The following is a 12,884-nucleotide window of genomic DNA, read 5'->3' on the forward strand; positions in this document are numbered from 1 at the left end:
TCGGTGGAGCGGAGATGGGGATAAGAGACAGTGATAAAATCCGGGGACAACAGCGATCGGAAGAATGATCCGTCCATGCAGCCGTAACGTTTTCAGTGGCCTCGCTTCTTTAGCCCATGCTTTTTTCGTATGCCGTTCCGCATAATTGAACCCCTACTTCGGGAAAATTAGGAAGAGCGAGCAAAGGAGGAGTGTCAATTATGCCACGGGATTTACCTATAGGTAACGGGAATGTATTAGTGAATTTCGATACGAGCTATAATGTGCGTGATTTGTATTATCCCTTTGTCGGGCAGGAAAATCAAGCTGCAGATCACTTATCTCATTTTGGCATACGGACGGAGGAGGACTTCTTCTGGATCGATCATCCGGAGCTGAAGAAGCAGGCCTCTTATTTGAATGATACCCTGATTACCCATGTAGAGGGTGTCCATGAACGCTTGGGCATGAAGGTGCAGCTGAGAGACGGTGTCGATGTAAGGGAAAATGTTTTTGTCCGGAAGGTAACGCTGGAAAATACGACAGACCGGGAGCGGACCGTCAAATTGTATTTTCACCTGGACCTGCATTTGTACGGCAATGGAGTAGGGGACACGATCTACTATGATCCGGATCTGAGATCGCTCGTATTTTATAAAGGGCACCGGTACATGTCCCTATCATGTCAATCAGCCGACCAAAAGAGCGCAGCCTGCACAAGCTATGCCATCGGGCAAAAGGAAATGCACGGGCTTGAGGGAACATGGAGAGATGCGGAAGACGGAAAGCTCGGCCGTAACCCGATCGCACAAGGCTCGGTAGACGGGACGATTGAGCTGGAAATGAAGCTCCCTGCCCAAGGCAGCAAGGAAGGCTGGTTCTGGGTTTGCTTTGGTAAAAGTATTGGAGAAATACGTAGAATAGAAGGGCACGTACGGGAGGCGTCCCCCAAAATTTTGCTGCAGCGCACCTACAGCTTCTGGCGGGAATGGCTTGCGAAGGACCGGCATGAGCTGGGGCTGCTGGATAAAGATATAGCTTCTTTTTATAAGAGAAGCCTGTTGGTGGTGCGATCCCATATGGACAACCGGGGCGCAATTATTGCCGCTAATGACTCGGATATTATGAAATTTGCCAAGGATACGTATTCGTACATGTGGCCGAGAGATGGAGCGTTAATTGCTCACGCGCTGGACCGTTCCGGCTACAAGGAGCTGACTCGGCGATTTTACGAGTTCTGTAAACGTGCTTTGACCGAGGATGGATATTTGCAGCACAAATATAATCCGGACGGATCGCCCGGCTCCAGCTGGCATCCGTGGGTGAACGAAGCGGGAGAGAAGCAGCTGCCGATCCAGGAGGATGAAACGGCGCTGGTGCTGTATACGATGTGGCATCATCACCAGCTGGCCAAGACCCTGGATCAAGCCCGGGATGATTATGATAAATTCGTCGTGCCTGCGGCGTCTTTTTTGGCGAGGTACAAGGATGCAAGCGGTCTGCCCTTACCATCCTATGATTTATGGGAAGAGCGCTACGGGGTTCATGCCTTCACGGTGGCAAGCGTCTATGGAGGGCTGCTGGCTGCGGCTAACTTTGCAGAGCATTTTCAAGACGGGGCACGGATGATTTATTACCGCGATGAAGCAGCGAAGGTTAAACAAGCTGTGGAACAATTTATGTTCCTGGAATCGGAGCAGCGCTTCGTACGGTCGCTTTATTGGAATCGCGACAAGAATACATATGATGCCGATCTGACTCTGGATGCGAGCATGTATGCGTTGTTTGATTTCGGCTTGTTTGCTCCGGATGACCCGCGTATCGTCAGTACGATGAAGGCCATTCGCGGGAAGCTGTGGGTGCAAACGGAGGTAGGCGGCATAGCGCGCTACACGAACGACTATTATCATCAGGTGACGAAGGATGTTCATACGGTGCCCGGGAACCCCTGGTTCATTTGTACTTTATGGTACGCAGAATGGATTATTGCAATGGCCAAGAAGGAGTCCGATCTGAAGGAAGCGTTGGATTTGATCCGTTGGACCATTGGGCATGCACTGCCGAGCGGCATCCTCGCGGAGCAGGTCCATCCCTTCAATGGCGAGCCGATGTCGGTATCGCCGCTGACCTGGTCCCATGCCTCGTTCGTCAAGGTCGTGCAGGAGTATGTATCGAAGCTGAGACAGCTGCGCAATCAAGCGAATGCCGAAGAGGACAGGAGCGATGCCTCGATTCTGCAAACGACGGGGGCTCCGGTATGAAGACAATTCGTTTGAATGGCCTTCAGACCAAGGAGGCACAGGACAAAGAACGGGAGTCGAAAGAGGCCCGGGAGCGTCAGCAGGAATATGATCGGAAGCATGCGCCTTTGGAAATAACCAGGGATGGGAGCTTGCGGGAGCTGACCGACAGAACCGCGGCAGATCGGACTGCCGCCTCTCAGCCGGCACCGCCCTCGATGCAGCGATCGGAAGGCCCCGGGCTGGAGCTGACCGAGGTGGAGCGGCCTCCGTTGAAACGGCCGGATGACGTGCTCGTCCGTGTGTTGTGCGTCGGGCTGGACGGAACGGACCGCGAGCTGATGACCGAAAAATACGGTGTCCCCCCGGAAGGGGAAACCGGATTAACGATCGGTCATGAGTCGCTTGGCATCGTGGAGGAAGCAGGGGAGGACAGCGGCCTGATGCAGGGCGATCTTGTCTGCGCGCTCGTGCGGAGACCGTGCAAGGAGCCGGGCTGTGTCAACTGCCGCAACGGGCACGCGGATTTTTGCGAAACCGGGGCTTACGTGGAGCGCGGCATCAAAGGGATGCACGGCTACTTGTCCGAATATTACGTCGAGCAAGCGAAATATTTGGTCAAGGTTCCCTTTACCTGCTTGGACTATGGCGTCTTGACGGAGCCACAGAGTATCGTAGAGAAGGTATGGGAAGAAGTACAACGGATTCAGCAGCGGCTGATATGGCAGCCGAAGACCGCGCTGGTGCTTGGTTCCGGGCCGCTCGGGCTGCTTGCGGCCCTGACCTCACGGTGTCTTGGCCTGGACACCGTCGTCTGGTCCAAGTCGCCGGCTGACAGCCTGGCGGCGGAGCTGGTTCGCGCCTGCGGAGCGGAGTACCGGCAGGCGGGGGCGGCCGGCGCGGAAAGCGCTGCACCGCAGGAAGCCGATGGAGCGGATACGCTCAGCGGCTTCCTGGAGCAGAGCGGCAGGCGCGCCGATTTGATCTTCGAATGCACGGGCTACAGCCCGCTTGCATTCGAGGCGATGACGGCGCTCGGCCCGGGCGGCGTACTGGCTCTGCTTGGCGTCACGCCGGGGAGCAGGAGCTTGAAAATCGAGAGCGACATGATCAACCAGGAGATCGTGCTGGAAAATAAATGCATTCTCGGTTCCGTCAATGCCTCACGTAAAAACTTTGAAACCGGCCTCTATCGGCTGGAGCAAATGGAGGACCTGTTTCCAGGGGTGCTGGAGCGGCTTATGACGAATCGTCTGACGCTGGAGCAAGTGCCAACGCTGGATTTCGGCCGTATTGAAATCAAGGCGGTGGTCGATATCGTACCGCGTCCGCAGTGGGAGGGCCTGCTGCAGCCGGACATCGAGCAGGTGGAGTACAGCTTTTCGGTGTAAGGGCCCGCTTCAGCGGCCAGACAGAAACAAGAGAGGGAGCCGATGCAGTTGCGGCTCCCTCTCTTCGTGTTCCCGCCGATGTCAGAGACGAACAGCGGGGGCGAAATGCTTTACTTTACTTTACTTTATTTTACTTTTCTTTGCTATGCGGCAGCAAGCCGCTTACTGGCTGCAATCGTATGGATTTGCAGTGTGGTCCTGGCGGTATTCCGAAGGGGAACGACCGTACCACTTGCGGAATTGCTTGGAGAAATACAGCGGATCGGTGAAGCCCACGGAGGAAGCGACCTGCTCAATCGTCAGCGGCTCATGCAGCAGAAGCTTGGCCCGCTCCATCCGGATTTTGAGCAGAAAGCTCATCGGCGACAGCCCGGTATGCTGCTTGAACATTTTGGACAAATGAGTTCGGTGATAGCCGAGGCTCTGCGCCATTTGCTCGATCGATATGGGCTGGTGGTATTGGAACGTCAGCCAGCGGATGGCCTGCTCGACTTGCTGCTGAATACCGGAAGCCTCCCCGTGGGGGGCGGTATTGGCGACCAGATCCTGGGCGTATTGAGCGAGAATCAGCCTTAAGTAGCCTTGGGCCTGCATATCGCAATGAGGCTGCCTTTGATGCAGCGTTTGTTCGAGCTGGTGGAACAGCGCTCTCATTTTCCGGTCATTTCGGGTGACGGCAACAGGCTTATGCTGCGAAATGCCCATGACGTTCAGGTACTCGTCTGCACGCGGCCCTTTGAACCCGAGCCAGCGGTAGCTCCAAGGCTCCGACTCGTCGGAGCTGTAGCCGACAAGCTCACCGGGGAAAATAAAGAAGCTGCTGCCGCGGGTCAGCTGATATTCCTTGCCCATGCAGCGGAAGGTGCCGCGGCCGGAGACGACATAGTGGATGAGATGGTAATCCAATACCTGCGGACCTACGATATGCTGCGGCTTCGTCTGCTCTTGTCCGCTGAACAGCAGCGTAAGCTCCCCCTTGCCGGGGTGCGGGTTGAAAGCGACGGAATGATAGGGCTGTGATGAGGACACGGGCATACCTCCAACGATGTTTGATGATAAGAAGCAGAGGACGAGTTCATAAGATTCATAAGATCGGACTACATATGTCTTGAAGGGCTAACCCGCTGATGATAGCTGGATGCTTCATATTTTGGCAGTAAACTAGCGATATGGACTGATTATACTTGGTGAACACGGGATTGGCAACTGCGGACAGATTTGTCTTTGGCTACATTTATCCATATAAAAGTGGATTGCGTCCATATGAAAATATCGGTCGCAGGAGTATAGTCAACCTAGAAGCAGTTCACACCAACTATAAGCAGGGAGGCTGTACTACAATGTCTAAAATTACTTTTCTTGGTGCCGGCTCTACCGTTTTTGCCAAAAATGTGCTTGGCGATTGCATGATGACTCCGGCGCTGCAAGGCTTCGAGCTGGCTTTGTTCGATATTGACCCGATTCGCCTCAAGGATTCCGAGAATATGTTGAATAACTTGAAAAGCTCGCTTGGCAGCACCTGTGTTGTGAAAGCGTATTCGGACCGGAAGGAAGCTCTGACCGGCGCCAAATATGTGGTGAATGCGATTCAAGTCGGAGGCTACGACCCTTGCACCATTACGGATTTTGAAATACCCAAGAAATATGGCTTGCGTCAAACGATCGCAGATACGCTGGGCATTGGAGGCATTTTCCGAAACCTTCGCACGATCCCGGTGATGCTTGATTTTGCCAAAGATATTCAAGAGGTGTGTCCCGATGCCTGGTTCCTGAACTATACGAATCCGATGGCGGTTCTGACCAACGCGATGAATACGTACGGAGGCGTCAAAACCGTAGGCTTGTGCCATAGCGTTCAGGCTTGCATGCCGCATTTGTTCAAGTCGTTGGAGTTGGAAACCGAAGGCGTGCAGACAAAAATTGCAGGGATCAATCACATGGCCTGGCTGCTTGAGGTGACGAAGGACGGCGTAGATTTATATCCCGAAATTAAACGCAGAGCGCGCGAGAAGCAACAAGAGAAGCACACGGATATGGTGCGCTACGAGCTGATGTTCCGCTTCGGCTATTACGTGACCGAATCGTCCGAGCACAATGCGGAATACCATCCGTACTTTATTAAGAAAAATTATCCCGAGCTGATTGACCGGTTCAACATTCCGCTAGATGAATACCCGCGCCGCTGCATCCGTCAGATCGAGAAATGGAAGACGATGCGCGAGGAGCTGGTGAACAATAAAAATTTGGAGCATAACCGTTCAAAGGAATACGCCTCCTACATGCTGGAAGCGATGGAAACGAACCGCCCTTACAAAATCGGCGGCAACGTAATGAACACCGGACTGATTACAAACCTGCCGAAAGAAGCCTGCGTCGAGGTGCCTTGTCTGGTGGATGCCAGCGGAGTAACACCGACCTATGTAGGGGACCTGCCTCCTCAGCTCGCCGCGCTGAACCGCACGAACATCAATACCCAGCTGCTGACGCTGGAAGCGGCAATCACAGGTAAAAAAGAGCACATATACCATGCGGCCATGCTTGATCCTCACACGGCTGCCGAGCTTTCGATCGATGATATTGTCGCCATGTGCGACGATTTGATCGAAGCTCACGGGGATTGGCTGCCGAAATTTGTTTAACGGCCCGATATGGTTCCATTCCGTAAGCCATAGTTGAAAATAGGAACACCCCCACGCTATTGATGAAGTGTGGGGGTGTTTTGCTCATTTTGTATGGTTGCATAGAGGTAGAGGTTGATAGCTGCTCCGGCTGATTTAGCCATGCCGTATTCCGTCGTTCCCGTTATACCTTCCGCTGTGTGAGCTTGTTCACAAGCTCCTCTGCGATACGGCTCCTTCCTTGCGGCGTCCAGCTCATGACGAGCCAATTCGGAATGAGATGGACCGTTCGCTTGCGGCCGGATGGATTAAATTCCATAGGCATGGCCTGCGGCAGCTGTTCCGGCTCACCTTCCATCGGGGGCGGAGTGTCCTGCTTAATGATGAACAGATGATCCGCTTCCAGTCCCGGCAGCTCGCGCGAAAACCGTTCGTCCCTCATTTTATTCCTCGGAACGCCGGACCCGGGCTGAAGCCCCAGCTCCTGATAAATCAGGTCGTTCAACGGATGAAGCACCGTACCTTGAACGCGGATCCGCTGCGGCAGCATTTGTACGACGGCAACCCTGCTGTAGTTTTCTGCGGATGCCAGCAGACGTCTGCGGACTTCGTTGACGCTCTCCTGCAGACGGGTCAGGCTATGCTCCGCTTCCCTTTCACGCCCGACCAGACCGGCGAGGCTCCGGTGCGCTACACGCCAATCCAAATGATGCTCGAGAAGGACCGTAGGAGCAATCTGCTTGAATTGCTCATAGCAGGACCGCTGGGCATAGTCTGCGACAATCAAATCCGGCTTCGCCAGCCGCAGCTGCTCCAGCTGAGATAACAATTGCCGATGATACTCTTCATCGTTCATCCACGGATATCTGTAGCAATCGACGGCGGCTACCGCCTCCATGCCCATTGAGGACAGGTTCTCATGTAGCCCGCAGCGGGAAGCTGTCGCCACCCTCAGCCGTTCCCGTTTGATGTAGTGGGAGGGGGAGAGGCCGACCGTTTCCTTGAATATGCGGCTAAAATAGTACTCGCTTCCGTAACCGACCGCAGCGGCTACTTCCTTCACGGAGGCAGCCGGCGACAGGAGCTGCTTCGCCTGCTCGATCCGAATGCGGTTTAAATAATCGGTTGGGGAAAGCCCTGTCGTTCGTTTAAAGCTGCGGCAAAAGGCATTGGGCGTCAGCTTGGCCAGCGACGCCAGCGTTTTGCGGCTAATTTTCTCCTGGTAATGCTCACGCATATAAGCGATACACAATTCCAAGCCGGGATCCGCGTTCCGCTCCGCTTCCGTTTGCTGACGGGGACCGGAATGCAGGAGCAGCTCCAGAAGCGACTGCAGCGGCAGATTGGGATCGGACAGGGGTGGCTGCGATAAAGCTTCGCCGGTGGCATGAGGGTCGGTGGTCCGAAGCGGATCCTTTTGGTCGGCCCTACTTAAAGCATACATCTGCTCGATTCTGCGCTCTACCTCGCGGGATTCCGGGGTTGGCACAGGAGCGGCAGGGAAGTGGGGGAACGTAGCGGAACGGGGGATGATAGGCGTCAACTGCCATCGCCCCCTTCGTTTCTCTGCCTGCAATGCCTCGAATACGATAACGTAATAGGTTATTTCTTGACCGGTCATCGACACTTCGATGCTGCAGCCCGGCGGCAGGAAGCACAGCTGCAGCGGCTGTAAAGCATGAGCAGTCCCATCGATAACAGCGGTCCCTTCCCCCCGGGCTATAAAACAAAGCACAGGAACAGGAAGGTTCCTGCGGTGAAGGTGAAAGACCTTTCTTCGCTCATACTTTCTTATGGAGGAAAGTAGAAACATGGTATGCGGGGTCTTTTGGAGAACCGGTAAGGCCATGGAAAGGCAGCCCCTCTCTTCATGAGGTAGAATTGTGCAACAAAACGGATACTTCAGGACATGGACGATAATTCCAGTACGTATTACACTATACCAAGAATGATAACAAGAATCATTATCAATAGACAAGGGGAGAGAAACATTCATGATTCAGAAATATCCGCAACGCTCATTCTTGACCATGCTTCTGCTGTCACTGGTGCTGCTCATTTCGGCATGCGGCTCTACGACTGCAGGGAAGACCGCAGCTGACAATACAGCCAAACCGGCGGAGCAAGCAGGCGGCAAGCAGCCTGATACCAGCGCGCCTTACACGGTAAAGCATGCCATGGGGGAAACCACCGTAAAGGGAACGCCCAAAAGAGTCGTCGTTCTGGTGAATGACGCGGTAGAAGCATCGCTGGCACTCGGCTTCAAGCCGGTCGGCATGGTAAAAGCATGGGGTGTGCAGCCGTTTTACGACCATCTGAAAGACAAGCTGGAGGGCGTGCAAATCGTAGGGGATGAGAATCAGCCGAACCTGGAGGCGATTGCGGCCTTGAAGCCGGATTTGATCATCGGCAACAAGCTTCGTCAAGAAAAAATATATGCGCAGCTGACCAGCATCGCGCCAACCGTATTCTCGGAGCGGACGAATTCCGATGCGCTGATCAATTTCAAGATTTATGCGGAAGCATTGAATAAGAAGGCGGAAGGCGACAAGCAGCTCGCCGATTTCGATAACAAGGTCAAGGATTTGCGCACCAAGCTTGGCGATAAAATCAACACCAAAATTTCGCTTGTCCGCTTCTATATCGGCGATAAAGTACGTATCTATTATAATGATACGTTCGCCGGCGGGATTATCAAGCAAGTGGGTCTGAAGCGTCCGGAAATTCAAGATAAACCAACGTTTGCAGACATTATCGGCAAAGAACGTATTCCAGACCTGGAAGGCGACATTTTGTTCTACTTCACGCTGGAGGATGAAAAAGGAGAGACAACCAAAACCGAGAAGGCATGGCAGGAAGAAGCCTTGTGGAAAAACCTGAACGTCGTGAAGAATGGAAAAGCAATTAAAGTAAACGACGGCGTATGGAATTCTTCCGGCGGGATCATTTCGGCGAACCTGCTGCTGGATGATCTGGCCAAATATTTATTGAAATAACGCAGCTTACCCGCATCCGGGAACGAAAATCCCGATGCGGGTTTCAAGCTGTCCATTTAATATAGAAGGGTTTCGTAAGATGATACTTCAAAGCACCGGATCCAAAATAGCGGGATTGATTGCAAGTTTAATGCTGTTCGCTTTGTTATTTGCGGCAAGCATTGTATATGGGTATGCGGATACGACCTGGTCTGCGGTCTGGGGTGCATACCGGCATTTTGACGGGTCGAACGGCCAGGTCATTATTCGGGATATTCGTTTGCCCAGGGCCATTGTCGCTTCACTGGTCGGTGCGGCTTTGGCGGTATCCGGAGCGATGATGCAGGCTTTGACCCGTAATCCGATGGCTTCTCCCGGTATATTGGGCGTGAACGCGGGCGCCGGATTTTTTGTTGTTACGGGCGTGTCTTTCATGTCGCTATCAGGTCAGGGGGAGCTGGCATGGCTCGCGTTAACAGGAGCTGCCGCAGCAGCTGTGTCCGTCTATGTGGTCGGCTCGGTTGGCCGTGAAGGGTTGACACCGCTCAAGCTGACATTAGCGGGCGCCACGATGGCCGCGTTGTTCTCTTCGTTTACCTCGGCGCTGTTAATTTCGGATGAGAAGACATTGGACAGCGTATTTTTCTGGTTGGCCGGCTCGGTTGAGGGGAGGAAGATGGAGCAGATTGTAACCATGCTTCCCTTTCTCCTCGTCGGACTGCTCAGTGCGTTGCTGCTAAGCAAAGCAATGAACGTAATTTCTGTGGGAGAAGAGGTAGCCACAGGCCTCGGGCAAAATACGTTTCGGGTGAAGCTGGCTTCCTTGCTGGTTGTCGTACTTCTCGCCGGAGGAGCGGTTTCGTTGGCGGGACCGGTGGGCTTTGTCGGATTAGTCATTCCGCATATCGTACGCGGCCTGGTTGGCATTGACTATCGCTTCGTCCTCCCGTACTGCGCTGTTCTTGGCTCGGTGTTGCTGCTTGCAGCGGACATCGGGGCGCGGTTCATCGCTTTTCCCAAGGAAGTGCCTGTCGGCGTCATGACGGCGATCGTCGGAGCCCCTTTCTTTATTTATTTGGCGCGAAAGGAGCTGTTAAGCAAATGAGCAGCCGGTATGCTGCGGTTCGATGGCCGCGTCTGAAGCTATCCTTTATTTTTGAGAAAAAAAGCGCCTGGATGATTATGTTTCTCCTCCTCGTGTTAGCACTGCTCTCGATCTTCAGCGTGGGCATAGGCACCCTCTATATCTCGCCACTGCGGACGATTCAAGTGATGCTCGGGACGGATGCGGGCTCGATGGAAGCGAATATCATATGGAACTTTCGTATGCCGAGGCTCGTCATGGCCGGCTTGGCCGGGATGGCGCTGGCTTTGTCGGGAACCATACTTCAGGCCGTCGTACGCAACCCGCTGGCCTCTCCCGATGTGATTGGCGTCACCAGCGGGGCGGCGATGATGGCGGTGCTGTACTTGGCCGTGTTCAATGTCAAGACGAGCATCGTCTGGATGCCGTTGTTTGCTTTTGCCGGAGCGGCTGCGGTATCCGCCTTTATTTATTTCGGAGCCTGGAAAAAGGGCGTATCGCCAATGCGGATGATCCTTGTGGGCCTGGGTGTGACGGCGCTGCTCGAAGCGTTGAAGACGATCTTTCTCATCTTCAGTCCGATTTTTGTAACGAGCCAGGCCAAAATCTGGATTACCGGAACGGTCTATGGAGCCAATTGGACCTCCGTGAAGTTTTTCACTCCCTGGCTGCTGCTGTTCGTGCCTCTGTTGTTTGTTTTCGCCGGACGCATGAACATCCAGGTGCTCGGCAATGAGCTGCCTGTTGTGCTGGGGGGACGAATCCAGCTGCAGCGCTTCGCGCTTCTGGTGACGGCTGCCGCTCTGGCGGGCTCTGCCGTAGCTTTTGTCGGCGGTATCGGGTTTGTCGGCCTGATGGCGCCTCACTTGTCCCGAAGGCTGGTCGGAGGCTCTCACGGTCTCCTCTTGATCTGCTCGGCGATTGTCGGGGGGCTGCTGCTGATGACGGCGGATCTCATCGGGCGAACGATATTTGCGCCTCGCGACGTGCCTGCCGGGGTGTTCACGGCCGTGATTGGAGCGCCATTTTTTCTATACCTGCTGGTCAAGACGAAGAAAAAAACAGAATGAATAGAAAGGGGAAATCAATCATTTATGGAGAAGCTGGCCGCTCAATCATTATCGCTTTCTTATGGGGCTACGACCATTATCGATCACCTTGATCTGCACATCCCGCAGGGGAAGATCAGCATCCTGATCGGTAGCAACGGGTGTGGCAAATCGACGCTGCTGCGCTCCTTCGCCCGCTTATTGAAGCCGGAGCAGGGCACGATATTGCTGAATGGCCGCAGTATCTCCCAAATGTCGACCAAGGAGGTCGCCAAACAAATGGCGGTGTTGCCGCAGGGGCCTGTACTGCCGGAAGCCCTAACCGTGCTCCAGCTGGTCCGGCTGGGCCGTTACCCGCACCAGAGGCTGTTCCAGCAATGGTCGGAGGAGGATGAGTGTCAGGTGACCAAGGCACTGAGGATGACGCATCTGGAATCACTACAGGAGCGTGCGGTAGATTCTCTCTCAGGCGGGCAGCGGCAGCGGGCTTGGATCGCTATGACATTGGCGCAAAATACGGAGGTGCTGCTGCTGGATGAGCCGACCACCTATCTGGATATGGCGCATCAGGTGGAAATATTGGATCTGCTGTTTGATCTCAATCAGGAGGAGCAGCGCACGATTGTGATGGTGCTCCATGACTTGAATCTGGCCTGCCGGTATGCGCACCATATCATTGCCGTCCACGACAAAGGGGTTCACTCCCAGGGGCTGCCGGAGGAGGTTGTGACGAAGAAAATGATCCGGGACGTCTTCGGGATGGAGTGCGAGATCGGCACCGATCTATTGTTCGGCACCCCGGTATGCATTCCGCACGGAAAAGGACGGAAGATCATTCCCCGGCAGGAGTTCAAGGGGAAGCAGGAGCTGCGTAAAGTATATTAACGGGTGCAGGAAAAGGCTGTCCATTTGAACGGGCTTGTAAAGAGAACGCATCTCGGATTACGGGGGGCGTTCTTTTTCCGAGCCGCGCGTACTTCATTTGGATAACCAAAACTATACGAATAGAGCATACTCGCCCTTAGCTAAAAATGGTAAGATAATTCACGGGAATTAATGAAAATGATTATCATTATCATTGTTACTTAAACTGGCGGGTGAGGTGACAAGGTGAAGCAGCTAGCGCGCTTTCCATTCACATGACAATTGCATGGTATTCCAATTTTCGATTGCTGTGGGGCAGTCATTTTTTATCGGTCCTGAGCTCCATGATTATCGCCCCTCTATTGCCCTTCTATATGGAGCAGCTGGGTGCAGGCAGCCAAGCCTCGGTTTTGCTTTGGAGCGGCCTAAGCTTAACGGCGCCTGCAGTTTCCGCCGCATTGACTGCCCCGCTGTGGGGCAGGCTGGGTGATGTCACAAGCCGCAAATGGATGGTGGTACGGGCCTTGGCGGCGTCCGCCTGCGTCCTTGCTGCGATGGGCTTTGCCAGCACCCCGTTTCAGCTGTTCATACTCCGCTTTCTCCACGGGGCAATTGGCGGCGTTGTGGATGCCGTAGGGGCATTCGCAGCCTCGGAGGCGGGCAGGGGGGAGCAGGGGAAAGTAC

The 12,884-nt window shown here is 54.2% G+C and carries 10 protein-coding genes; 8 read left to right on the forward strand and 2 right to left on the reverse strand.

The window, feature by feature from the left end:
- Positions 1-200: 200 nt before the first annotated feature.
- Both CF651_RS31645 and CF651_RS31650 read left to right on the forward strand, forming a co-directional pair.
- The gene (locus tag CF651_RS31645; protein ID WP_094018855.1) at positions 201-2,240 is read left to right on the forward strand and encodes a glycoside hydrolase family 15 protein; all 2,040 of its coding nucleotides are present in this window, start codon (positions 201-203) and stop codon (positions 2,238-2,240) included.
- Positions 2,237-3,610 carry a glucose 1-dehydrogenase gene (locus CF651_RS31650; protein ID WP_245856235.1) on the forward strand — a complete coding sequence of 458 codons (1,374 nt, stop codon included), beginning with the start codon at positions 2,237-2,239 and terminating at the stop codon, positions 3,608-3,610. Before CF651_RS31645 ends, CF651_RS31650 begins: the two co-directional genes overlap by 4 nt.
- A gap of 162 nt (positions 3,611-3,772) precedes the next feature.
- Here CF651_RS31650 and CF651_RS31655 read toward each other — a convergent pair whose 3' ends face one another.
- A complete protein-coding gene (locus CF651_RS31655; RefSeq protein WP_245856236.1) occupies positions 3,773-4,639 on the reverse strand; it encodes an AraC family transcriptional regulator in 867 nt (288 codons plus the stop codon).
- A 311-nt stretch (positions 4,640-4,950) separates the two neighbouring features.
- Between CF651_RS31655 and melA the strand changes: the two genes are divergently transcribed.
- Positions 4,951-6,249, forward strand: a complete 1,299-nt coding sequence (melA, locus tag CF651_RS31660) for an alpha-glucosidase/alpha-galactosidase (protein WP_094018857.1) — start codon at positions 4,951-4,953, stop codon at positions 6,247-6,249.
- Positions 6,250-6,412: 163 nt separating this feature from the next.
- Here the strand turns inward: melA and CF651_RS31665 are convergent, their stop codons facing one another.
- A complete protein-coding gene (locus tag CF651_RS31665) occupies positions 6,413-7,963 on the reverse strand; it encodes a helix-turn-helix domain-containing protein (protein WP_179233090.1) in 1,551 nt (516 codons plus the stop codon).
- A 259-nt stretch (positions 7,964-8,222) separates the two neighbouring features.
- Here CF651_RS31665 and CF651_RS31670 point away from each other — a divergent pair, with 259 nt between their 5' ends.
- The 5 genes from CF651_RS31670 to CF651_RS31690 form a co-directional block, all read left to right on the forward strand.
- A complete protein-coding gene (locus CF651_RS31670) occupies positions 8,223-9,224 on the forward strand; it encodes an ABC transporter substrate-binding protein (protein WP_094018859.1) in 1,002 nt (333 codons plus the stop codon).
- 79 nt (positions 9,225-9,303) lie between these two features.
- Positions 9,304-10,308, forward strand: coding sequence for a FecCD family ABC transporter permease (locus tag CF651_RS31675; RefSeq protein ID WP_094018860.1), 1,005 nt, complete (start codon positions 9,304-9,306; stop codon positions 10,306-10,308).
- Positions 10,305-11,357, forward strand: coding sequence for a FecCD family ABC transporter permease (locus CF651_RS31680; protein ID WP_094018861.1), 1,053 nt, complete (start codon positions 10,305-10,307; stop codon positions 11,355-11,357). Before CF651_RS31675 ends, CF651_RS31680 begins: the two co-directional genes overlap by 4 nt.
- A 24-nt stretch (positions 11,358-11,381) precedes the next feature.
- Positions 11,382-12,221 carry an ABC transporter ATP-binding protein gene (locus CF651_RS31685; RefSeq protein WP_094018862.1) on the forward strand — a complete coding sequence of 280 codons (840 nt, stop codon included), beginning with the start codon at positions 11,382-11,384 and terminating at the stop codon, positions 12,219-12,221.
- A 254-nt stretch (positions 12,222-12,475) separates the two neighbouring features.
- Positions 12,476-12,884, forward strand: a 409-nt coding sequence (locus tag CF651_RS31690) for an MFS transporter (protein ID WP_144029151.1), incomplete at its 3' end; no start/stop codon positions are given.

Source organism: Paenibacillus rigui, assembly GCF_002234615.1.
Taxonomy (GTDB): domain Bacteria; phylum Bacillota; class Bacilli; order Paenibacillales; family NBRC-103111; genus Paenibacillus_S; species Paenibacillus_S rigui.

What these genes read in the sequence shown, in the direction of transcription:
- CF651_RS31675 (WP_094018860.1), top strand. Translation starts at nt 9,304, where the DNA reads ATGATACTTCAAAGCACCGGATCCAAAATAGCGGGATTGATTGCAAGT.
- CF651_RS31680 (WP_094018861.1), top strand. Translation starts at nt 10,305, where the DNA reads ATGAGCAGCCGGTATGCTGCGGTTCGATGGCCGCGTCTGAAGCTATCC.
- CF651_RS31650 (WP_245856235.1), top strand. Translation starts at nt 2,237, where the DNA reads ATGAAGACAATTCGTTTGAATGGCCTTCAGACCAAGGAGGCACAGGAC.
- CF651_RS31645 (WP_094018855.1), top strand. Translation starts at nt 201, where the DNA reads ATGCCACGGGATTTACCTATAGGTAACGGGAATGTATTAGTGAATTTC.
- melA (WP_094018857.1), top strand. Translation starts at nt 4,951, where the DNA reads ATGTCTAAAATTACTTTTCTTGGTGCCGGCTCTACCGTTTTTGCCAAA.
- CF651_RS31685 (WP_094018862.1), top strand. Translation starts at nt 11,382, where the DNA reads ATGGAGAAGCTGGCCGCTCAATCATTATCGCTTTCTTATGGGGCTACG.
- CF651_RS31670 (WP_094018859.1), top strand. Translation starts at nt 8,223, where the DNA reads ATGATTCAGAAATATCCGCAACGCTCATTCTTGACCATGCTTCTGCTG.